The organism is Arsenicicoccus cauae (assembly GCF_009707125.1).
GTDB classification, from domain to species: Bacteria; Actinomycetota; Actinomycetes; order Actinomycetales; family Dermatophilaceae; genus Arsenicicoccus; species Arsenicicoccus cauae.
The window spans coordinates 1-20,829 of sequence record NZ_WLVL01000024.1; the positions used below are offsets into that span (position 1 = coordinate 1).

Annotated in this window: 20 protein-coding genes and 5 pseudogenes; 8 read left to right on the forward strand and 17 right to left on the reverse strand. The window is 66.1% G+C overall.

All coding sequences use genetic code 11. From position 1 onward, the window contains the following. Positions 1-215 precede the first annotated feature (215 nt). From GGG17_RS07270 to GGG17_RS07290, 5 genes and pseudogenes are all read right to left on the reverse strand, one after another. Positions 216-1,613 (reverse strand): IS30 family transposase, encoded by a 1,398-nt coding sequence (locus tag GGG17_RS07270; protein WP_446471668.1) that lies wholly within the window; start codon positions 1,611-1,613, stop codon positions 216-218. 46 nt (positions 1,614-1,659) lie between these two features. Next, positions 1,660-1,953: pseudogene (locus GGG17_RS17420) on the reverse strand (transposase); the annotation flags it as partial. A gap of 317 nt (positions 1,954-2,270) precedes the next feature. Then, positions 2,271-2,564 (reverse strand): IS3 family transposase, encoded by a 294-nt coding sequence (locus GGG17_RS17425; protein ID WP_083546229.1) that lies wholly within the window; start codon positions 2,562-2,564, stop codon positions 2,271-2,273. Positions 2,565-2,610: 46 nt separating this feature from the next. After that, positions 2,611-2,913, reverse strand: coding sequence for a cation:proton antiporter domain-containing protein (locus GGG17_RS07285; protein WP_083546230.1), 303 nt, complete (start codon positions 2,911-2,913; stop codon positions 2,611-2,613). A 102-nt stretch (positions 2,914-3,015) separates the two neighbouring features. Beyond that, the gene (locus GGG17_RS07290; RefSeq protein WP_072625928.1) at positions 3,016-3,531 is read right to left on the reverse strand and encodes a hypothetical protein; all 516 of its coding nucleotides are present in this window, start codon (positions 3,529-3,531) and stop codon (positions 3,016-3,018) included. A 140-nt stretch (positions 3,532-3,671) separates the two neighbouring features. Between GGG17_RS07290 and GGG17_RS07295 the strand changes: the two genes are divergently transcribed. The 3 genes from GGG17_RS07295 to GGG17_RS16410 all read left to right on the forward strand — a co-directional run bounded on the left by GGG17_RS07295 (position 3,672) and on the right by GGG17_RS16410 (position 4,847). Beyond that, positions 3,672-4,067 (forward strand): phage holin family protein, encoded by a 396-nt coding sequence (locus GGG17_RS07295; RefSeq protein ID WP_072625929.1) that lies wholly within the window; start codon positions 3,672-3,674, stop codon positions 4,065-4,067. A 27-nt stretch (positions 4,068-4,094) separates the two neighbouring features. Further along, complete coding sequence (locus GGG17_RS07300) at positions 4,095-4,532, forward strand: hypothetical protein (protein ID WP_072625930.1); 438 nt, start codon at positions 4,095-4,097, stop codon at positions 4,530-4,532. 213 nt (positions 4,533-4,745) lie between these two features. Then, positions 4,746-4,847, forward strand: coding sequence for an SHOCT domain-containing protein (locus tag GGG17_RS16410; protein ID WP_205703081.1), 102 nt, complete (start codon positions 4,746-4,748; stop codon positions 4,845-4,847). 54 nt (positions 4,848-4,901) lie between these two features. On the opposite strand, the gene GGG17_RS07310 is transcribed toward GGG17_RS16410, so the two are convergent. Further along, positions 4,902-6,581 carry an alpha/beta hydrolase gene (locus GGG17_RS07310; protein ID WP_164513617.1) on the reverse strand — a complete coding sequence of 560 codons (1,680 nt, stop codon included), beginning with the start codon at positions 6,579-6,581 and terminating at the stop codon, positions 4,902-4,904. Positions 6,582-6,601: 20 nt separating this feature from the next. Then, positions 6,602-7,858, reverse strand: coding sequence for a DUF2252 domain-containing protein (locus tag GGG17_RS07315; RefSeq protein ID WP_230082797.1), 1,257 nt, complete (start codon positions 7,856-7,858; stop codon positions 6,602-6,604). 240 nt (positions 7,859-8,098) lie between these two features. Here GGG17_RS07315 and GGG17_RS07320 point away from each other — a divergent pair, with 240 nt between their 5' ends. Then, positions 8,099-8,674 carry an HdeD family acid-resistance protein gene (locus GGG17_RS07320; protein WP_072625933.1) on the forward strand — a complete coding sequence of 192 codons (576 nt, stop codon included), beginning with the start codon at positions 8,099-8,101 and terminating at the stop codon, positions 8,672-8,674. A gap of 79 nt (positions 8,675-8,753) precedes the next feature. Then, positions 8,754-9,173 (forward strand): hypothetical protein, encoded by a 420-nt coding sequence (locus GGG17_RS07325; RefSeq protein ID WP_072625934.1) that lies wholly within the window; start codon positions 8,754-8,756, stop codon positions 9,171-9,173. A gap of 10 nt (positions 9,174-9,183) precedes the next feature. On the opposite strand, the gene GGG17_RS07330 is transcribed toward GGG17_RS07325, so the two are convergent. From GGG17_RS07330 to GGG17_RS07345, 4 genes and pseudogenes are all read right to left on the reverse strand, one after another. Then, positions 9,184-11,067, reverse strand: coding sequence for an alkyl/aryl-sulfatase (locus GGG17_RS07330; protein ID WP_072625935.1), 1,884 nt, complete (start codon positions 11,065-11,067; stop codon positions 9,184-9,186). Between the two features lie 42 nt (positions 11,068-11,109). Continuing rightward, positions 11,110-11,403 (reverse strand): annotated as a pseudogene (locus tag GGG17_RS07335) (integrase core domain-containing protein); the annotation flags it as partial. 4 nt (positions 11,404-11,407) lie between these two features. Further along, positions 11,408-12,805, reverse strand: a complete 1,398-nt coding sequence (locus GGG17_RS07340) for an IS30 family transposase (RefSeq protein WP_446471668.1) — start codon at positions 12,803-12,805, stop codon at positions 11,408-11,410. A 46-nt stretch (positions 12,806-12,851) separates the two neighbouring features. Next, positions 12,852-13,741 (reverse strand): annotated as a pseudogene (locus GGG17_RS07345) (IS3 family transposase); the annotation flags it as partial. Between the two features lie 76 nt (positions 13,742-13,817). Between GGG17_RS07345 and istA the strand changes: the two are divergent. Further along, a pseudogene (gene istA / locus GGG17_RS07350) lies at positions 13,818-15,239 on the forward strand (IS21 family transposase); the annotation flags it as partial. Beyond that, on the forward strand, positions 15,239-16,042 hold the full coding sequence (istB, locus tag GGG17_RS07355) for an IS21-like element helper ATPase IstB (protein ID WP_154593095.1): 804 nt from the start codon (positions 15,239-15,241) through the stop codon (positions 16,040-16,042). The pseudogene istA and the gene istB, both read left to right, overlap by 1 nt. A 12-nt stretch (positions 16,043-16,054) precedes the next feature. Here istB and GGG17_RS07360 read toward each other — a convergent pair whose 3' ends face one another. After that, complete coding sequence (locus GGG17_RS07360; protein WP_154593096.1) at positions 16,055-16,513, reverse strand: GNAT family N-acetyltransferase; 459 nt, start codon at positions 16,511-16,513, stop codon at positions 16,055-16,057. A 212-nt stretch (positions 16,514-16,725) separates the two neighbouring features. Here GGG17_RS07360 and GGG17_RS07365 point away from each other — a divergent pair. Next, positions 16,726-17,046: pseudogene (locus GGG17_RS07365) on the forward strand (ATP-binding protein); the annotation flags it as partial. A 21-nt stretch (positions 17,047-17,067) separates the two neighbouring features. Here the strand turns inward: GGG17_RS07365 and GGG17_RS07370 are convergent. From GGG17_RS07370 to GGG17_RS07390, 5 genes are all read right to left on the reverse strand, one after another. Continuing rightward, positions 17,068-17,472, reverse strand: coding sequence for a hypothetical protein (locus GGG17_RS07370; RefSeq protein WP_154593098.1), 405 nt, complete (start codon positions 17,470-17,472; stop codon positions 17,068-17,070). 170 nt (positions 17,473-17,642) lie between these two features. Next, entirely contained in the window at positions 17,643-18,017 is a 375-nt protein-coding gene (locus GGG17_RS07375) for a hypothetical protein (RefSeq protein WP_154593099.1), read from the reverse strand. 248 nt (positions 18,018-18,265) lie between these two features. Next, positions 18,266-18,700 (reverse strand): Rv1443c family protein, encoded by a 435-nt coding sequence (locus GGG17_RS07380; protein WP_230082799.1) that lies wholly within the window; start codon positions 18,698-18,700, stop codon positions 18,266-18,268. Between the two features lie 132 nt (positions 18,701-18,832). Beyond that, positions 18,833-19,741: a PIN domain-containing protein gene (locus GGG17_RS07385; RefSeq protein ID WP_154593101.1), complete on the reverse strand. Its 909-nt coding sequence runs from the start codon at positions 19,739-19,741 to the stop codon at positions 18,833-18,835. A 706-nt stretch (positions 19,742-20,447) separates the two neighbouring features. Then, positions 20,448-20,702 carry an IS3 family transposase gene (locus GGG17_RS07390; protein WP_154593102.1) on the reverse strand — a complete coding sequence of 85 codons (255 nt, stop codon included), beginning with the start codon at positions 20,700-20,702 and terminating at the stop codon, positions 20,448-20,450. Positions 20,703-20,829 lie beyond the last annotated feature (127 nt).

Here is a 20,829-nt window from a genome sequence, read left to right on the forward strand (position 1 = left end):
CCACCCGGCCAGCAGCCTGGTGAACGCCACCACCCAGGGCCGACACGTCAACGCGAGGGCACCCGCAGGGCCGGTCATAAGCAAGGGTCAGACCCCAGGTGGTGGCGCAGACACGATGCTCGCAGTCGTAGGCGTCTCCGAAGGACCCGACCGAGGCGTCGACACCGGCCTCGAGCAACCGGGTCGTGAACGCGATCGACGTATATTGACCAGGTTCAACCGGTCGATGCAACACCAGCTTGTTGGTGCAAGAGTAGATGCTCGTTAAAGACTTCCGCTGGGGTCTTCCAGCCCAGTGATTTTCGGGGTCTGGTGTTCAGCGCGTGAGCGACGGCTTCGATCTCCTGGGCGGACCAGCGGGACAGGTCGGTGCCTTTGGGGAAGTACTGCCGCAGCAGCCCGTTGGTGTTCTCGTTCGTGCCACGTTGCCACGGCGACTGGGGGTCGGCGAAGAAGACCGGGATGCCGGTCTCGACCCGGAACTGGGCGTGGGCGGACATCTCCTTGCCCCGGTCCCAGGTCAGTGATCTGGCCAACTCGGTGGGCAGGCCGGCCATCGTGCGGGCCAGGGCATCCTTCATCGTGAGGGCGCCGTACCCGGCCAACGCCGGCCCGTTCTTGACGCTCTCCTTGTGCCGGTATCCCTCCTCACGGGGCAGATGGACCAGCATCGTGTACTTGGTGCTCCGGTCTACGACGGTGCCGATCGCCGAGCGCTCCAGGCCGATGAGGAGGTCACCTTCCCAATGGCCAGGCACGGCCCGGTCGGCGGCCTCGGCGGGACGTTTGCTGATGAGCGTCTCGGGGGTGACGTGTGCCCACGTCTTGCGCCGTGACCGCTCCCGTGGCGCGCGCAGCGCCCGACCGGTGCGCAGGCACCACACGAGCTCGCGCTTGAGCGCGCCACGACCCTGGATGTACAGCGACTGATAGATCGCCTCGTGGCTGATGCGCATGGACTCATCATCGGGGAAGTCGAGCTTGATCCGGTTGGCGATCTGCTCCGGGCTCCACGCCAGCGACCACGGCCTGTCCTTGCGGTGCGGCTTGTTCCGCCCGGTGAACCGTGGTGGCCTCGGCCCCAGGACCGCGGTCCCGTCCGGCAGGCTGACCTGCCCGGCCAGGCGCTCCTGCACGTACTCGTGCAGCCGCGGGTTGGCCACGAGCTTGGCGATCTTGGGTCGCTTGGCGGCCATATCAGCCTTCCACTGCGCCACCGACGCCCGGTACTCACGCGTACCCCCGCGGGTCGCCGCATTGCGACGCAACTCCCGCGACACCGTCCCAGGATCACGGCCGATACGGCGGGCGATCTCACGCACTCCCTCGCCCTGCGCGCGAAGCAGCGCGATCTCCTCACGCTCAGCGAATGACAGATACCGGCCCGAAGGCTGAAACTTCAGATCGAACGGCGCCATCCCGCCAGCGTTGCGGAACCACCGAGCGCCCACCGCTGGCGCCACGCCGATCACGCCGCAAGCCTCCTCAGGCAACAGCCCCGCAGCGATCTGCTCCCAGAACGCCACCTCGACATTCCGCTGGAACTTCGGATGACCCGGCGACCTCAACTTCGGACGAACCGCCCGATCTGCTGCCTGCTGACGACGAACCACTGAACACCTCCACGACGAGGTGTTGCGACGACCAGTTGAATCCGCCTTGCGAGCCCCTGTCCGTGTGCACGATGCAGCCGGCCACGTCACCGCGCCTGGCGACTGCGGTGTTGAGCGCGGCGACCGCGAGCCGGGACTTCATCCTCGAGTCGATCGAGTAGCCCACGATCCGATTAGAGTAGACGTCCTTGAACGCGCAGACGTAGAGCTTGCCTTCGCCGGTGCGGTGTTCGGTGATGTCGCCGATCCACAGCTCGTTCGGCCCATCGGCCTTGAACTCATGCCGGATCACGCCGTGCTTGTCGACCACGGCGCACAGGTCGTCGTGGACCGGTGGTCCGGGGTTCTTCGCTTTGCCACGCTTGGGCTTGCCGAACGCACTCCACCAGCCCATGTCAGAGCAGATCCGCCATGCCGTCCGCTCAGCCATCGACTCGCCTGCGTCACGGGCCTCGTCGACCAGGAAGCGGTAGCCGAACTCCGGGTCGTCGCGGTGGGCGTCGAACAGCGCGTTCGCGCGGTAGGCCTCCCCGAGTTCGGAGCCGGTGACCGGTTGGGCGAGCCAGCGGTAGTAGGGCTGACGAGCGATCTTGAGCACCCGACACGTCACCGTGACGGGGACCCCGTCGACAGCCAGCTCGCGGACGAGCGGGTACATCATTCTCCCGGCAGGTTCGCCTGCGACAGATACGCAGCGGCTCGCCGCAGGACCTCGTTCTCCTGCTCCAGCAGCCGGATCCGCTTCCTCGCCTCACGCAACTCGGCATTCTCGGCCGCGGTCGCCCCCGGCTTCACTCCATCCTCGACATCGGCGGACTTCATCCAGTTCGTCAGACACGACTCGCTGATGCCGAAGTCGGCAGCGATCTGCTTGAGGTGGACTCCCGGCTCACGGTTCCTGGCGACGCGAACGACGTCATCTCGGAACTCCTTGGGGTACGGCTTCGGCACAGTGCACATCCTTCCAGCGGCACCTCTTGGCACCACCGATCAGATGTCACCTATCTGTGCAGCAGTCCCCCCCGAAGCCCAGCGCGCTGGCCCGCCCCTGGCTGAAGGCGTTGATGTTGAACCCCAGCCCGGCCAGGAACATCAGGTAGAGAATGCCGATGGCCCCCATGTCGTACACCAGATCCGCCCGACCGAGCCACCCCAGCCCGAACGGGCCGAAGAGCATCCCCAGGAAGATCAGGGCGAGCAGCCCGGGAACCCGGAAGCGCGCACCGAGGATCGGACCGGCCAGGATCGAGGCCAACAGGACGAGGATGGTCATCTCGACCGTGGCCACCAGTGCGCTCATGGCCAGATGCTAGTCAGCCCTGGGGTTGTTCGAAGTTCGGTGTCCGGGGGGTGGCGAGGAGCCGTGGCGGCACGAGGATGAGGAGGCGCCTTTGAGATGGCTTCAGTGCACGATTGCTTTGAGGACTATCAGGACTGCGCCCAGCACGCAGGTCACCAGAGCGCCGACCAGCCCTCGCAGGGGGCGAGCGGTCCACGACGCGACGCCGAGCCACCCGAGCAGTCCAAGGACGACCACCGCTGCCCAGAGTGTCCCCCAGATTGCGGTGCTGTCACGGATCACCCCCAGGACGCCAAGGGTCAGGACGACCAACGGGATGACCCCTGCTAGCAGCAGGCCCCAGGAGTGGACCAGCCCGTCGTGGATGGCGGCGCCGAGTCGAGCCCACGTGGGAGTGCTGTCGTCGAGGACGTCTCCGAGGTGCGCGACTACCCCGGCGTAGACGTGGGCGAACCAGAACACGATCAAGGTGGCCAGCACCTTGATCAGCACGTCCCAGGAAGCGTCCGCGGAGTTGGCGACCACGACGACCTGCGCGGCCACCAGGACCACGCCGTAGATCGCCGGTTCGCTGATCTGCCTGAGTGTCGGTGAGGTGAAGACGGCTGATCTCGACATATGTCACGGGCCTTCCAGCTCAAGGTGTGTGGAAACACGAGACAGTGCACCACGGGCGGGGGTTGTTCTGGGTGTTCGCGTTGCCTGTAGTGTGACGGTGATCCTTGCTGCTCGGCTGGGCATATCCAGCAGGAAAGACCATGATTCGCCTCCTCATTCGCACCGGGATCTTCATCGGGACAGCAGCCGTGGGTCTGCTTGCCGCCGCAGCCGTCGTCGATGGCGTGCAGCTCTCCCTCTCGGGGTTCCTCGTTGCCGTGGGAGTCTTTGCGCTGGCACAGAGCATCCTGGGGCCGTTCATCTTCAACATCGCCCGCCAGTACGCACCGGCCATGCTCGGCGGGATCGGGCTGGTATCGACGTTCGTGGCACTGCTCATCGCGTCCCTGTTCCCCGACGGTCTGCGCATCTCAGGGGTCTTCACCTGGGTGCTGGCCACCCTCGTGGTCTGGATTGTCACCGCATTCGGTGGCTGGCTGCTGCCTCTGGTGCTGCTGAAGAACCGCGCCGGGTCTCGCGACTCGGTAGCCAGCTGACCTGCGACAGAAAGGAACTACCCAGAAGTGAGTACCGATTCGTTCACCGCTCCGATCGACTTCGCCGTCTTCATCATTCGACGTGACAGCGATGTCTCGGCCGCGGCGCGCCAGCTTCGCAGCCAGATCGACAGCGGCACCTTGACGCTGCTGGACATCGAGGTCCTAGCCCTGGGCGAGGATGGTCGCGCTACCCGTGAACCGCTGGAGGCACTCACCCACAGCGATCCAGGAGCCCTTGGCGACCTGCAGTCATCGGAGTCCGACCTGCTCGACGAGGAGGACCTGGCTGACCTGGCCGACGAGCTCGGCCCGGATGAGCTTGCCGTGGTCCTGGTCTATGAAGACCGCAGCCTGGCGACCGCCGCCGCGCACCTGGCAGCCGAAGGCGGCCGCCTGCTGTGGGCCGGAGGCGTGCACACCGATGAACTCGAGCATGCGCTCGAGCAGACGAAGGAGGCATGAGCCATGGGCTTGTTGCGCACCGCGGCACGCGCCAGCGTGGCCGCTCACGTGGTCGGTAATGTTCCACGTGGTCGGTAATGTTCAGCGAGCCAGCACCAGCGGTGGGCCGCCCAGGATGCAGCGGCAGCCCCGAGCGCCCCGGCACCGCCCGCGCCCCCAGCGCCGGCTCCTCCCGCACCGCCTGCAGCAGCCTCTGCTCTCAGCAGTGCCGACGTGATCACCCAGCTGCAGCAACTGGGGCAGCTGCGCGAGTCCGGGGTTCTCACCGAGGCCGAGTTCGAGACCCAGAAGACCCGGATCCTCGCCGGCGGCTGACACTGCCGGGCCAGGCAGCCACGTCTGTCGATCGGCTACCCGTGCGCGGATCGGCTACTGCGAGGGTGTGAACGGGGCTCGGGATTCGGCTAGTACCGCCTCGTGGACGGCTGCGGCGCGCTTGGCCGTCCAGTTGTCGAGGTTGAGGACTTGTGCCCATGCGCCGACGTGTTCGCCGGCGAAGTTGTGCCCGAAGCCCGGACCGGGTTCCATGGCCAAGGCCATGTCGGTGGTGACCTGCCAGAAGGTCACGAAGGGCACCCACCGGACCTGGGGAAGGACATCGGGACCGCGTGGCTCCTCGAGCCAGTCCGGACGATTGAGAATGAGGTCGAAGTTCCACCAGGTCGTGGCATCTGAGGGATGCACCATGTAGAGAACCCGGGTCCCCTGCCAGGGTCGGGTAGCCGGCTCGGCCGGGCGCATCGGGTCGTCGGTGAAGCGCACCGTGCGACCGTCCTTGTAGATGGGCGCGATCTGGGTGCTGCCGCTCTGGCGGTCGTCGAGGAACTGCCCGAAGTGATGGTTGAAGCTCGGCGGTCCGGTGAACACCGCCCCACTGATGCGGTTGGCCATGTCGAACTCGCCACTGAAGGCGGCCTCGCCCCCGTAGGAGCCCAGGCTCTCGCCGAACACGTACAGAGCGGGACGCTCGCCCTGCGGCAGGCGGCTCCACCGTTCATAGACCGCGTCGAAGAGTGCGCGACCGGCGTTGCGAGCGTTCTGCTGATCTGCCAGGAACGAGATCGGAGAGGGCAGGAAGGAGTACTGCATCGACACCGTCGCGCTATCGCCGTAGGTGAGATGTTCAAAGGCGCTGACCGAGGTCGGCTCCACCCACCCGGTGCCGGTCGGGGTCACGACCAGCAGATACGAGCGCTCGAAGCCGCCAGCGCGCTCCAGGTCCTGCACCGCAAGTGCCGCGCGGGTCTCGAGGTCCTCAGCCGAGTCAAGCCCGGCGTAGACGCGGACGGGATCCAAAGTCACTTCGGAACCCTGCCCCGACCGTTCAGCCACCTGGGCGATCCGGGTGGCGTTGGGACCCTGCCCCGCGAAGCCCCGTCCCTGGAATCCCAGCGTGTCCCACGAGATCAGCGACTCCGGGCTACCCGAACGCAGCGGGCTCATCGGGGCCGTCACCCCCTGCGGTGTCCCGCCGTTGGTCAACGAGAACGCCGCGTTGACCGCTGTAGTGACCCGCTCGAAGACGAACCCATTGAAGACCAGGGCGACCGTGGTCACCAGAGCAGCGATCCCGATCACCCTGGCCGCCCGTGGGCCCACGACCCGACGCAGTCCGGCAGTCAGTACCCCAGTGATCCGGCGCAGCAGACGGGCGATGCAGACGAACAGGACAAACACCAGCACAGCCACGGGGATGACCAGGACCGCCGCGAGCGGGGTCTGCGGCTCCATCTCCAACAACCGAGAAGCCTGCCGCTGCCAGGTCACACCAAGGATCACCGCCACCACCAGCAGCGCAGGGGCGGCGAACAGCAGAGCCCTGACCCTCGAGGCCGACGGTTGACGTGCCTGACGGTCGGCAAGCTCACGCCACACCCACGCCCCCAGCACGCCCAGCCCATAGCCGATCGCCGCGGTGACCCCGGCGATCACCCCCTGATACAACGCAGGCCGCGGCACCAGGGAAGGCAGAAAGGACAGCGTCGCCAGGATCAGCGCAGTCCACGCCCCCGGCAACGACAGCCCGAGCCCGGACCAGAAGCGAGACACCCGGGACGCCTCAGGATCTGTCATCGGGTTGCGAGGAAGGCGTGGTAGTCGCGCTCGGAGAGGTCGGCATACGCCGTCGACCACTCCACGATCGCGGTGGTGAGCCTGTCTCCGTTGCCGATGTAGCCGACGATCTCGGCCGCTCGTGGGGACTGGCTGTGCGCGCGGGCGAGAGTCACCGCGCAGGCCTGGGCGTAGGTGATGAACGGGCGGTCGTCGAGGTCCTCGACATCGATGCCGCCCTTCATGTCGTGGAACTGGCGCACGTACAGGTCGAAGCCCTCGGCGCGCAGGTAGCCCAGGAACGGGTCCGAGACGGCCTGCAGGATCCGTTGCAGGGCGACCACCCGCGCGCCCTGACCGTGGGTCCCGACCGCCTCGGTGAGCACCTGCGGCTGCTCGATGCGGCCGTACTGCTCGAGCACACTGCGACCGGCCTCCTTGGACTGCAGGATCAGACCGTTGCCGTCACCGTCCTCGAACAGGGAGAGCGCACACCGGGTTCCAACACTGCCGACCCCGACAACCCGCAGCGCCAGGTCCACCTCCCGGTAGTGGCTGAGCAGCATCCGGATGCCCGGGCCGGCACTGGCGCGGTAGGCATCGGTGTAGCGGTGCACATTCTCGGCGACCTCGGGCTTCGGCTGGTCCATCGTCGGCGGCGCCATGACGAACCGCAACGAGCCGTCCGCGTCCCGGGTGGTCAGGCGGCGCACCGCCCGCTCACCGGTGCGACGTTGAGCGGACTTGATCGCCGAAGCGATCACCCGGCGTGACTTCTTGTCCAGCAGCCCAGCACCGCCCCTGGGGTCGATATGGGTGTAGTAGCGCTGCAGCGGCGTCAGCTCCAGACTCGCAGCCAGCGCAGCCCGGTAGGCGCTCACCGTCGTGCGCGCCGCGGTCTCGATGACGTGTGGGGTTCGGGACGAGTCCCGCCCCCCGACGATCACACTGGTCACCAGGCGCTTCAGATCCCACTCCCACGGAGCCCAGGCCGCCTCGTCGAAGTCGTTCAGATCGAAGACCAGCGTGCGCTGCGGAGAGGCGTAGAACCCGAAGTTCGACACGTGCGCATCACCACAGGCGACCACGAGCAGACCGGTATGCGGTGAGCGGGCCAGGTCCGCCGCCATCAGGGCAGCGGTCCCCCGGTAGAACGCGAACGCGCTCTGCGACATCCGCTCGGCGCGCAGCGAAATGAGCTCCTGGAGGCGGGTGGAGTTCTGCTCCCTCAGGATGCCCAGCGGATCCCGGCTCCCAGGCGGCAGCTCGGCCAAGGTGGAACGGGGAGTCTCCTGGCGGCGCCTGCGGCCGGAGACCACTAAGTCGGGTGTCGATGGCCGTGGGCGTGATGGCATGCTGCGTACACTATCGCGCGCAGCCGGGCACCGAAAAGGGAGACGTCGTTTCTGGCAAGTCGCACGACCCAGCAACCCGCTCAGGCAATAGGATTCCTCGTGATGCGGGGATGTTTCCCGTCGGCGCTGTCGACCCATCCCGGCCCAAGGAGACCTACCATGACAATCACACTCGAACGCAGGCGCACCGGCTGGGACATCGTCCTCGGACTCGTGCTGGTCATCCTCGGATTCATGGTCCTGGGCAACGCCGTGCTGGCCACGGCCGTGTCCGTGCTCTGGATCGCCTGGCTCACCCTGATCGGTGGGGTGATGATGATCATCGTCGCGCTGGTCTCGATCCGCGCAGGCCTGTCCTGGTCCACCCTCCTCGGCGGTGCCGCCCTGGCAGTCCTGGGCCTGTTCATGCTGCGCAACCCCCTCGTGGCCGCCATCGCGCTGACCATGATGGCCGGGGCCATCTTCTTCGTCACCGGTGTGGTCCGTATCGGCCTGGCCTTCACCGTCCCGGCCCACAAGTGGGTCTTCATCCTCGGCGGACTGGTCTCCATCGTCCTGGCTCTGTGGATCCTGCTCAACCCGGCCGCCGCGACTCTGAAGCTGCTCGGCATCCTCCTCGGCGTCCAGGTCCTCAGCGAGGGCATCACCCTCATCCTCTCCGGGCGGCTGCGTATCGTCGACGCCACCGCCACGAAGGACAATGTCGACCCCGCCACGCAGAACGCTGCCGCCTGAGGGTGCGCGAGCCGGCTCCGAGCGCCCGTCGGCTGTGAACGGGTCCTCCGGGAAGCGCCGCGCAGGAGCGTCGCGATCGGTGCGCACGCGGCTGGGTTCTTGGTTGGCGGCGCATCCGGCCGATGTGGTGGACGTGTTCGTCTATGTCGTGATTCTCAATCTGGCCATCGAGTACCTGCCGACGGTCATCAGCGAGAGCTTCTCGCTCTCGCTGCTGACCGCGCTCCTGCTCAAGGTCACTCTCGAAGTGGTCCTCCTGGTCAAGGGCGCGGTGATGGCGCGCCTTCGCACGGCCGCAACGCGGCGAGCCAGGACAACCGCGGCCGTGATGCTCTGGGCAGTGGCCGCCGGAAGCAAGCTCATCGTGCTCTGGCTGATCGAAGCCACCTTCGGCGGCTCGGTCAGCCTGGGCGGATTCATCCCCGTGACACTGCTCGTCGTCACGCTGCTGCTCTCGCGCACAGCCCTTCGACGCCTGCTCTACCCAGAAGCGTCCTGAGCTGCGCCGATCAGGGGGTGACGATCGCGAAGTCCGGGTCGGGGGCGTCGAGCACGGACATGAGGCGCCAGAGTGCGTCGGCATCACCATCGACCCGTATGCCGAGGTCAGCCAGCTCTGACATCGACCCCGCTCCCACCAGCAGCGCAGGCAGCGCCAGACGCGGCATCCGCAGGCTCACATCAGCCGCGTGCGCCTGCTTCGCGGTGGTGTAGGTGAGCACACCGTTGACCAGCCGCAGCCGGTAGCGGCCATCCTCGGCGAGGTCGATGTCGATCTCGATGTGCTCGTTCCACGCCCTCGGGCCGTTGACCCGCACGGCGATCGCGCCGAACAGCTGGGTCGGGGACAGCGAAGCGAGCAGGTCAGCGGACAGCGCCGCGGTCGGACTGCCGAAGCTGCCGTGCCGCAGCTCGTGAGCACCGGAGAGGTACGCGCAACGCCACGTGCCGTTCTCGGCTCCGAAGCCCAGCTGCTCGAAGGTGGCGGCGAGCAGCTCCTTGCCGGGAGCATGGTCCGGCTCGGCGAACACCAGGTGCGAGGCCAGCTCGGCCGCCCAACGGTAGTCGCCGGCCTCGAAGGCGCCGCGCGCAGCCGTGAGGAGCGCGTCGACCCCGCCCATGGCGGCAACGTAGCGCACGGCGCGCTGCACCGGTGGGTGCTGCCACAGGTTCGCCGGGTTCGCGTCGTACCACCCCATGTACCGCTGATAGATGGCCTTGACGTTGTGGCTGACCGAGCCGTAGTACCCGCGGGTGTGCCACGCGGCCTCCAGTGCCGGTGGCAGCACCATCGCCTCGGCGATCTCGCTGCCGACCATCCCGGCGTTCATCATCCGCAGCGTCTGGTCGTGCAGGTAGCCATACAGATCCCTTTGCAGCGAGAGGTAGGCGCGCACCTCATCGCAGCCCCACGTCGGCCAGTGGTGGGAGGCGAAGGCGACATCGGTGACATCGGCGAACATGTCGATCGTCTCGGTCAGGTAGTCCGACCAGGCCTGGGCGTCACGGACCATGGCGTCTCGGATGGTCAGGATGTTGTGCATGGTGTGCGTCGCGTTCTCCGCCAGGCACAGCGCACGGAAGTCCGGGAAGTAGAAGTGCATCTCCGCCGGCGCCTCGGAGTTCGGCGTCATCTGGAAAACCATCCGCACCCCATCGATCACCTCCTCCTGCCCGGTGGACCTGACCTCGAGAGTCGGGTGGATCAGGCTGATCGTGCCGGTCGAGGTCGTCTGCGCCAGACCAGCGCCCACCTGACCGGTCGGGCTGCGGTCCAGGGCCGCGCCGTACATGTACCCCGCCCGCCGCGCCATCGCCGTCGCGGCGTAGACATTCTCCGAGATGGCGTGCTCGGCGAAATGCTCCGGCGCCAGCACCGGCACCCGCCCCGAGTCGACATCCTCCTGGGTGGTCACACCCTTCACCCCGCCGTAGTGGTCCACGTGACTGTGCGTGTAGATCACCCCGCTCACCACCCGCTGACCGCGATGCTCCCGATACAACGCCAGCGCCGCCGCGGCCGTCTCCACACTGATCAACGGGTCGATCACGATCACGCCCTGCTCGCCCTCGACAAGAGTCATCACCGACAGGTCGAACCCGCGCACCTGATAGATCCCGGGGACCACCTCGAACAGACCGTGCTTGGTCAACAGCAGCGACTGGCGCCACAGACTGGGGTTCACCGTCTGCGGAGCCTCACCTTCCAAGAACGCGTAGGAACCCATGTCCCACACCACTTTTCCCTCCGCATCGCGCACCACCACAGGCTCCAGAGCACCGATGAACCCACGAGACGCAGCCTCGAAGTCGGCAGTATCAGTGAACGGCAGCGACCTGGACAACTCGCTGTGCCTCTCGACAATGGGGGCACTGAACGCCTTCGCCGTCACCTCCGCCGACGGGACTGCTGCACGATCGGGTGACAGGTTGGGTCACGCAGCCTGAGTGGCTGGCGTGGTCATGATGGTCTCGAACTCGATGGGGGTCAATCGCCCGAGAGCGGCCTGTCGACGACGTCGGTGGTAGGTCCGCTCGATCCAGGTCACGATCGCGATCCGGAGCTCCTCACGGGTGGTCCAGGAGCGGCGGTCGAGGACGTTCTTCTGCAGCAGTGAGAAGAACGACTCCATGGCCGCGTTGTCGCCAGCCGCGCCGACACGGCCCATCGATCCGGCCATGCCGTGACGGTTGAGCGTACGGACGAACTTCCGGCTTCGAAATTGACCAGGTTCAACCGGTCGATGCAACACCAGCTTGTTGGTGCAAGAGTAGATGCTCGTTAAAGACTTCCGCTGGGGTCTTCCAGCCCAGTGATTTTCGGGGTCTGGTGTTCAGCGCGTGAGCGACGGCTTCGATCTCCTGGGCGGACCAGCGGGACAGGTCGGTGCCTTTGGGGAAGTACTGCCGCAGCAGCCCGTTGGTGTTCTCGTTCGTGCCACGTTGCCACGGCGACTGGGGGTCGGCGAAGAAGACCGGGATGCCGGTCTCGACCCGGAACTGGGCGTGGGCGGACATCTCCTTGCCCCGGTCCCAGGTCAGTGATCTGGCCAACTCGGTGGGCAGGCCGGCCATCGTGCGGGCCAGGGCATCCTTCATCGTGAGGGCGCCGTACCCGGCCAACGCCGGCCCGTTCTTGACGCTCTCCTTGTGCCGGTATCCCTCCTCACGGGGCAGATGGACCAGCATCGTGTACTTGGTGCTCCGGTCTACGACGGTGCCGATCGCCGAGCGCTCCAGGCCGATGAGGAGGTCACCTTCCCAATGGCCAGGCACGGCCCGGTCGGCGGCCTCGGCGGGACGTTTGCTGATGAGCGTCTCGGGGGTGACGTGTGCCCACGTCTTGCGCCGTGACCGCTCCCGTGGCGCGCGCAGCGCCCGACCGGTGCGCAGGCACCACACGAGCTCGCGCTTGAGCGCGCCACGACCCTGGATGTACAGCGACTGATAGATCGCCTCGTGGCTGATGCGCATGGACTCATCATCGGGGAAGTCGAGCTTGATCCGGTTGGCGATCTGCTCCGGGCTCCACGCCAGCGACCACGGCCTGTCCTTGCGGTGCGGCTTGTTCCGCCCGGTGAACCGTGGTGGCCTCGGCCCCAGGACCGCGGTCCCGTCCGGCAGGCTGACCTGCCCGGCCAGGCGCTCCTGCACGTACTCGTGCAGCCGCGGGTTGGCCACGAGCTTGGCGATCTTGGGTCGCTTGGCGGCCATATCAGCCTTCCACTGCGCCACCGACGCCCGGTACTCACGCGTACCCCCGCGGGTCGCCGCATTGCGACGCAACTCCCGCGACACCGTCCCAGGATCACGGCCGATACGGCGGGCGATCTCACGCACTCCCTCGCCCTGCGCGCGAAGCAGCGCGATCTCCTCACGCTCAGCGAATGACAGATACCGGCCCGAAGGCTGAAACTTCAGATCGAACGGCGCCATCCCGCCAGCGTTGCGGAACCACCGAGCGCCCACCGCTGGCGCCACGCCGATCACGCCGCAAGCCTCCTCAGGCAACAGCCCCGCAGCGATCTGCTCCCAGAACGCCACCTCGACATTCCGCTGGAACTTCGGATGACCCGGCGACCTCAACTTCGGACGAACCGCCCGATCTGCTGCCTGCTGACGACGAACCACTGAACACCTCCACGACGAGGTGTTGCGACGACCAGTTGAATCCGCCCTGGGACCCGCGGTCGCTGTGGACGATGCACCCGGCCACCACCTGGCCCTCGATGCTGCGCCGGGCCGCAGCGGAGTCCAGGGCAGCGACCGCAAGGCGGGACTTCATCCTCGAGTCGATCGAGTACCCCACGATCCGGCCCGAGTACACGTCCTTGACCGCGCACAGGTACAACTTGCCCTCCATCGTGGGGTGCTCGGTGATGTCGGTGAGCCACAACCGGTTCGGGCTGTCCGCGGTGAAGTCGCGCCGCACCAGGTCCTCGTGCACCGGTGGCCCGGGCTTCTTGCCGTTCTTGCCGCGCTTCTTGCCGAACACGCTCCACCAACCACCCTCGGAGCAGATCCGCCACGCCGTCCTGGCAGCCATCGCTTCGCCGGCGTCACGGGCCTCGTCGAGCAGGAACCGGTACCCGAACTCGGGGTCGTCGCGGTGCGCATCGAATAACGCGTTCGCGCGGTACGCCTCGACGAGTTCGGCATCGGTAACCGGGCGCTCCAGCCACCGGTAGTAGGGCTGGCGGGCGAGCTTGAGGACCCGACACGTCACCGTGACGGGGATTCCGTCAGCGGCGAGCTCACGCACGAGCGGGTACGTCATTTTCCCGGCAGGTTCGCCTGGGACAGGTAAGCCGCTGCCCGGCGCAGCACCTCGTTCTCCTGCTCCAGCAGCCGGTTGCGCCGCCGCAGCTCACGCAACTCAACTGACTCCGACGAGGACACGCCGGGCCGGTGCCCGTCCTCGACATCGGCCTTCATCAACCAGTTCGTCAGACACGACTCACTGATCCCGAAGTCCGCCGCGATCTGCTTAACCGTGGTCCCGTCCTCGCGGTTCCGGGCAACCCGGATCACGTCCTCACGGAACTCCTTGGGATACGCCTTGGGCATGGTGCTCATCCTTCCAGCGACGCTGCTCAGCGCCACAGGTCAGGTGTCACCTATCCGTGCAGCAGTCCCGGTCGATGAACACGGTGCGACCGGGCTGTCGTACTCGACAGTGCGGGACTACGTGCGGGTCCGCCGCGCGCAAATCGATCTGGAGGCTGGCCGCCGCGTCGAGGAGGTCTTCGTCCCGCAGGAACACGCTCCCGGGCAGGAGGCCGAGGTCGACTTCGGCGAGGTCTACGTCGTCATCAAGGGCGTGAAGACCAAGTGCCAGATGTTTATCTACCGCCTCTCCTTCTCGGGGAAGGCGGTCCACCGGGTCTAGCCGACCGGCGCGCAGGAAGCGTTCCTGGAAGGGCACATCGACGCGTTCGAAACGTTGGGTGGCGTCCCGACCCGGCACATCCGGTACGACAACCTGACCTCTGCGGTGCTGGCCGTGGTGCACGGCGGGAACCGGCGTCGCAAGGAGAACGACCGGTGGGTGCTGTTCAAGTCGTTCTACGGATTCGACTCGTTCTATTGCCAGCCCGGCATCGCCGGCGCGCACGAAAAGGGCGGCGTCGAAGGCGAGGTCGGCTGGTTCCGCCGCAACCACCTGACACCGATGCCCGAGGTCGACTCCCTGGACGAGCTCAACGACAAGATCAAGCACTGGGAGGCGGCCGACGACAGCCGACGGATCACTGGGAAACTGAAGACGATCGGCGAGGACTATGCGACCGAACGTGACCTGTTGGCACCGTTGCCTGTTGACCGGTTCGATCCCGGCCTGGTGCTGCACCCGCGAGTGGATCGGTCGGCGATGATCACCGTGCGGATGATGAAGTACTCCGTCCCGGCCCGCCTGATCGGCCGTAAGGTCCGGGTCTCGCTGCGGGCCTCGCACCTGGTGGTCTTCGACGGCCATCAGGTCGTGGCCACGCATCCGCGAGTCGCATCCCGTGGCGGGCACGTCGTCGACCTGGACCACTACCTGGAAGTGCTGAAGCACAAGCCCGGCGCGCTGCCGGGCTCGACCGCGCTGGCATCGGCTCGAGCCTCGGGTGCGTTCACGGCGGCGCATGACGCATTCTGGGCCGCATCCCGCAAGGTCAACGGCGACAGCGAAGGCACCAAAGAACTCATCGACGTCCTACTGCTACACCGGTCCCTGCCCGCCGACGCCGTGATCGCAGGGATCACCGCGGCTCTGACCGTGGGTGCGGTGACCGCTGAAGTTGTCGCGGTCGAAGCCCGCCGCAACGCCGCAACCATAGACGCTGGCTATTCCGCCGCGGGCGGGGCCAACGCTGATCGTCATCTCGTTGCTCACGATGGTGTGCGTGAACAACGCGTTGTCAGTCTCACCCAGCGACGCCTGACCGACCCGGCCGCCGTGATCGCCGGCCTGCCGGCGGACACCAGGCCGTTGCCGTCGGTGGCCGCCTACGACGACCTCCTACCCCGACGTCACGCCACGGTGGCCGCGTCCGATCTGACGAAAGCGAGCACCAGCTGATGCCGACCGCACTCGACACGACCATCACTCCTACCCTGCGACGACGCCGCGGGTTGACCGAGGAAGCCGCCCTGGCCGCGGTCGACCAGGCCTGCCGTCGCCTGCGGCTTCCGACGATCCGCGGCGTGCTCGATGAAGCGATCGGCGTGGCCAAGAAGGAACAATTGTCGTACCCGGGGTTCCTGGCCGAACTGTTACTCGCGGAGGTCGACGACCGCGACCGCCGCTCGTCAGTGCGCCGCGTCAAGGCAGCTCAGTTTCCCCGCAGCAAATGGATCGGTGACTTCGACTTCGACGCCAACCCCGCCATCGAAGCCGCGACCATCCACCAACTCGCCAAGGGCGACTGGATCCGCAAAGGCGAACCTCTGTGCTTGATCGGGGATTCCGGCACCGGCAAATCTCACCTGCTCATCGGCCTGGGCACTGCCGCGGCCGAGCAAGGCTTCCGTGTCCGGTACACCCTGGCCACGAGGTTGGTGAACGAACTCGTCGAAGCCGCCGACGAGAAGACCCTCGCCAAGACCATCGCCCGCTACGGGCGCGTCGATCTGCTGATCGTCGACGAACTCGGCTATATGGAACTGGATCGTCGCGGTGCCGAACTCCTCTTCCAGGTCCTCACCGAACGCGAGGAGAAGAACAGCATCGCCATCGCCTCCAACCAGAGCTTCAGCGGTTGGACCGACACCTTCACCGACCCGCGATTGTGCGCCGCAATAGTTGACCGCCTCACCTACCGCGGCACCATCATCGAAACCGGCACCCAGTCCTATCGACTCGCGCACGCACGATCAGCGTGACCGGACACCGGCCTACAGCGGCAACGTCATGAACACGCTATTGGGATCCGCCGCATAGGGACCGAACGGTGCACAATCAGTGAACCCCGCCTTGCGATAGAACGCCCGCGCGGGAGCGAAGAACTCCATGCTCCCGGTCTCCAACGACACCCTGCCGACGCCGCGCGCTCGAGCATTTCGCAAAGCGTGGTCCAACAACTGCGAGGCGATGCCCGCGCCCCGACGCGCCGGCGCGGTCCGCATGCTCTTCAACTCTTCATGCCCCACAGTCAACTCAGCCAGAGCGACTGTTCCCACCACCGCACCCGAGTCACGAGCAACCCACAACCGCACACCCGGTCCCTGAAGCGAACTGAGGTCGAGTGCGTGCTGACTCTCCACGGGAGCAGTCGGAGCAATGTCATCCAGGTGCTCCTGCAGGAACATCACAAGCTGCTCATCCTCGAAGTCAGGCTCCGCGATATCGATCATGTCCCAATCAAACCGGGTCCAAGTCAAACCGTCACACCGGGGCCGAACCTAGTTGACATAGCCAGTGCTGCAACCCTCCAGGGTTCAGCCTGAAGTTCCGTAGCCTCGACCCTAGGGCCGCACGCCAGTGCGGCCATTACACATGATTTCGTTCATTCTCGTGAGTGATGAAGCCAGGGTCAACGGTGCAACAGGGGCTGTCGAACGACGAGATCCCCGCCGCCGACGACAAACAGCTCGCCAAGACCATCGCCCGCTACGGCCGCGTCGACCTGCTCATGATCGACGAGCTCGGCTACATGGAACTCGACCGCCGCGGCGCCGAGCTCCTCTTCCAGGTACTCACCGAACGCGAGGAGAAGAACTCCATCGCGATCGCCTCCAACCAGTCGTTCTCCGGGTGGACCGACACCTTCACCGACCCCCGGTTGTGTGCCGCGATCGTGGACCGGCTCACCTACAACGGCACCATCATCGAAACCGGCACCCACTCCTACCGACTGGCGCACTCCCGCACCCAGGCGGCCGGCTGAGCACGGATCGGACTGACCGGCCTACCAATCAGGGTCGAGCCGAGCCAGACTGCCTGCGATCTGCTCGGCAGTTTGAGCACGCGTGAGGTCCACGCCGTAGGGAGCCCAATCCGCGACGACACGGGCCTGCACCAACGCGGCGTCGACCCCGACCCCAGCGGTGATAACCACCTGTGACTCGCCCGGCGCGACGATGGCCCATTCCCCGGCGGTCGTGCCGGCGTCCCATCGATCGGCGGCCATGGGCTGCCCATCAACCATGATCTCCGTGGGAGTCCAACGTTCCCGATCCCGCCAGGACTCGAAGAGCTCCTTGACTTGAGCGGCGTCGAGGTGACGCAGTGAAGGCAGCCCCACAGCCACTTGAACGGCCCGTTGGCGTTGCTCGCCCGACTCAACGAGCCAGCGCGTGAGGGCAGTGCACACCACGACCCTCGCCGCTGCGAGTGAGGCACCCAACTCCACATCGTGGCTGGGCTGCCCCACCCGACCATTGGCATGAAGCACGACCCGGGCAACGTCCGTCCCGGGCTCACGCTCCGAAATCACGGCCTCGTGGGGGACCACTTCGCCTGGGCTCCAAAACAAGACGTGGCTCACTTGTAGTACAGACCTGAACACCACTCATGGACAGTGTTGTCCACCAACGCGAGGAGCCACCACTTGTTGCTGCTGGACACAGTGAAGTTGGCGCCACCCGTTGAGCTGGTGTTGAAGCCGCCCTTGTACAACCTTGGGGTGCCGCCAGTCGCGCTGACCCACACTTCAGTGGTCCCATAACGCCCGCTACCCCAAATCGCCCGAACGTCAGAAGACAAGGCGATGATGCGAACGGTGCTTCCCGACCGGGACAGCGAGTACAACCCGCCGCAGTCGGAAGGGTCCAACGTCGGTGCGGCCGAGGCGGCACCAACTGTTGTGGTCACGGCAAGTGTCAATGCCGCCGCGACGCCAGCAGCTCTCTTGATCATCGAACGCATTGGTCCCCCACTTCAGTCACGGCGGCTCACCGATGAACTGCCTACTGGAAGGCTAGCCCTAGCCCACCAGCCCCGCCACCGGATCAGGAGCCAAAATCCACGGCCCCGCGCTGGGGCCAAATCAAGCCGTCACGGTGGGGCCAACTTCAGTTGACAAACTCACCGAAACTAGAATCCGTCCCCACGCACGCTTCTGCCGCGCGTGGACGACTCCACGGTTCTGGTCGAGCACGCGTGCCTCAATCGGCGAAGTACGCCCGGAGACGTCGGTGTCGATGCTTGAAGAAGGCGTCGACGACGCGCCCCATGAGGGCAGGGAGTTCAGGGATCGGCAGGCGAGGTTGAAAGGTCACGCGATCGTGCACTTGGGTGCCGCCAGCGGTCGGCGTCAGGGTCCGTTCGTGCTCCCAGAGCTGCATGCTGAGCATGCTGGACCGTTCCAGGAAGCGCCGGCCCGTGTCGACCTCGACGATGCTCAGCTGGTCGAAGTCGAAGGGGACGATCCCGAGCAGGCGGAGCCAGGCACGTCCCAGTGGACGCCCGAGCGGAACTGTCTCGATCGTCAGCCCGGATGCCTGTCGGGGCATGGTCATCGTCATCCAGGGACGCATCTCGTAATTGATGCCCTCCGGGTCGACGACGCGAGCCCACACGGCCGAGAGCTCAGCAGGCACAACCACCGTGTTCTCCACCGTCCTGGACAACCAACCCACCAACCTTCCCCCCGCCGCTCACCGCACTCTTACAGGCCCAGCCCGCGGCGATGCCCTCGACGCCCTGCCATGCCGCGATCCAGTTGGCCGCTGTCAGCGCGAAGGACCATCCTCGGGCGGCTCGACGAAGGGCAGCGATAACGCCGCAAGCTTGGTCTGCAGATTCAGGTCGCTGGTAGCGACCACGATGGTCGACCCCGGGTGCCGGCTCTGAAGCAGAAGAGTCGACGCCGCGAAACGGTCGTCCGGAACGGTCAGGTCCAGCCAATTGGGTAGCCCGTCACCACGCGGCTCAATGTGCTCAAAGACGGCCCATACGTCCCCAGCCACCCGGGCACCGTTCCGGACATCGCCATTGTCCCGTAGCCCCTTGAGCCTGCGGTCGGCCTTACGTGCTGCCTCGCGTTGCGCTTCATGACGTGCGCCTCGCTTGAGGTCGTCGAGCTCACGGAGAACTACGGGCAGCACGTGCACCATGTACCGGGGACCCAAGGCGGGCCCGTAGGCGGCCAAGTCGGGCTCGTCCATGAGGGCGTTGGTATCCACGACGAGCCGCTGGCCGAAAGTGTCACTGGGGAGGAGATCCTGAGCGCCACGCAGGGTCTCTACGGTCTCCTCCAGTTTTGCCTTCGCCGCAGCGAGTGTGCTGGGGACTGAGTGTTTGCCCTTCTCGCCTCGCTCCAGCCAGTTCTCTAGCAGCGCTATGGCGTCGTCATGACGCTTCTCGACCTGCGCCGTAGGGTTTGGAAACAACAGCCTGAAGCGCTGGGCCCAGTCGCGCACCCGAGTGAGGAGCGCCATTCGCATCGCTTCGAGCTGGCTATCACTAGGCTCCCAGCCGTGGGTTGGGTAGCCGAGAAATAAGATGCCGGAACCACCGCCGCGGTTGGGGTCGATGTTGCGGACGCCTGAAGAATCCAGCACCTTGTCGAAGGCGGCAGCGATCGCATCAAGCTCATCCATCAATGTCGTGGTGTACGGCACGGGAGGTCTGAGCGGCATGCGTGTGACCGTACTCGGCTGCCCTGACTACTCACATGTCAAAGCGGTACGCCCGGACGGACGATTCGTCTCCGACTGGCGGCAGGCGGTTCCCTTTTCAGCCCCCACCCCATAGGGACATCCGGAAATGCCGCGCACCGGCAGTGCCGATCTTGCCGTGCCGATCGTGGAGGGCAGCCACAAGCGAGGCGTCCCTCGGTTCCCGCGTCAACGGCCGAGTGACAGGGCTTGTCACCTCTTACGTGCCACCATTCCCGCATGGTTGCAGGACTTCACGCTGCTCGGACCGACGAACTCAGGGTCACGGTGCCGCTACGTAGCGAGGGAGGCCTGAGCGATCACCCACGCGGATCAATAGGGCGCGTGGCCTTGTCCACCGGCGTCGAGTTCGTGGAGTTGGATGACGCTGAGGCGGGTCGCATTTACCACTTCATGAACGCGGAGTGCTACGCCAGATTGGAGTTCTTCAACCTCCTCCCTGACGACTGGTCGCGCGAGCAGTACTGGCACGACGTGGGAAGACTGGACGACAAGTCGCCTTCAACCGAGGCGGCAGATCATGCCCTGAGGGTCGTCGAGCACATCGTGGCCCTGTACACGTTGGTTGCCAGGGACCCACTTAGACCCCTTGCAGTCAATGTCGATCGGTTCGACGGTTCGCGTTGGGTCCGGGAGGTGAATCGCCCCGGGTTTCGTGGAGGCTCGGTTACTTGGAACCAGTCCCGGTCGGGACGGGTGTTTCAACGTAGTCGGTGACGACGTTCTTGGCCCAGTGGCTGGCCTCGAACTCGGCGGGCGGGACGAGACCGATCTCGCCGTGAAGGCGTCGGTGGTTGAACCAGTCGACGTACTCGGCGACGGCGATCTCGACATCGGTCACGGACTTCCAGCCGCCCCTGGGGCGCATGACCGGGTTGCGGATGCACTCGGCCTTGAACAGCGAGTTCAGTGCCTCGGCCATCGCGTTGATGCTCCTATAGATCGTCAAGTCGATCAGGCCGCGATTTCGAGTTCTCCTTGGACGGGGTTGGCGACGGCGTCCGGTGCTGGCAGAAGTCGGAAGAGCTCGCGAGCGAGGTAGCGCTTCA

What these genes read in the sequence shown, in the direction of transcription:
- GGG17_RS07285 (WP_083546230.1), bottom strand. Translation starts at nt 2,913, where the DNA reads ATGAGCGCACTGGTGGCCACGGTCGAGATGACCATCCTCGTCCTGTTG.
- GGG17_RS07290 (WP_072625928.1), bottom strand. Translation starts at nt 3,531, where the DNA reads ATGTCGAGATCAGCCGTCTTCACCTCACCGACACTCAGGCAGATCAGC.
- GGG17_RS07295 (WP_072625929.1), top strand. Translation starts at nt 3,672, where the DNA reads ATGATTCGCCTCCTCATTCGCACCGGGATCTTCATCGGGACAGCAGCC.
- GGG17_RS07320 (WP_072625933.1), top strand. Translation starts at nt 8,099, where the DNA reads ATGACAATCACACTCGAACGCAGGCGCACCGGCTGGGACATCGTCCTC.
- istB (WP_154593095.1), top strand. Translation starts at nt 15,239, where the DNA reads ATGCCGACCGCACTCGACACGACCATCACTCCTACCCTGCGACGACGC.
- GGG17_RS07360 (WP_154593096.1), bottom strand. Translation starts at nt 16,513, where the DNA reads ATGATCGATATCGCGGAGCCTGACTTCGAGGATGAGCAGCTTGTGATG.
- GGG17_RS07375 (WP_154593099.1), bottom strand. Translation starts at nt 18,017, where the DNA reads ATGATCAAGAGAGCTGCTGGCGTCGCGGCGGCATTGACACTTGCCGTG.
- GGG17_RS07385 (WP_154593101.1), bottom strand. Translation starts at nt 19,741, where the DNA reads ATGCCGCTCAGACCTCCCGTGCCGTACACCACGACATTGATGGATGAG.
- GGG17_RS07390 (WP_154593102.1), bottom strand. Translation starts at nt 20,702, where the DNA reads ATGGCCGAGGCACTGAACTCGCTGTTCAAGGCCGAGTGCATCCGCAAC.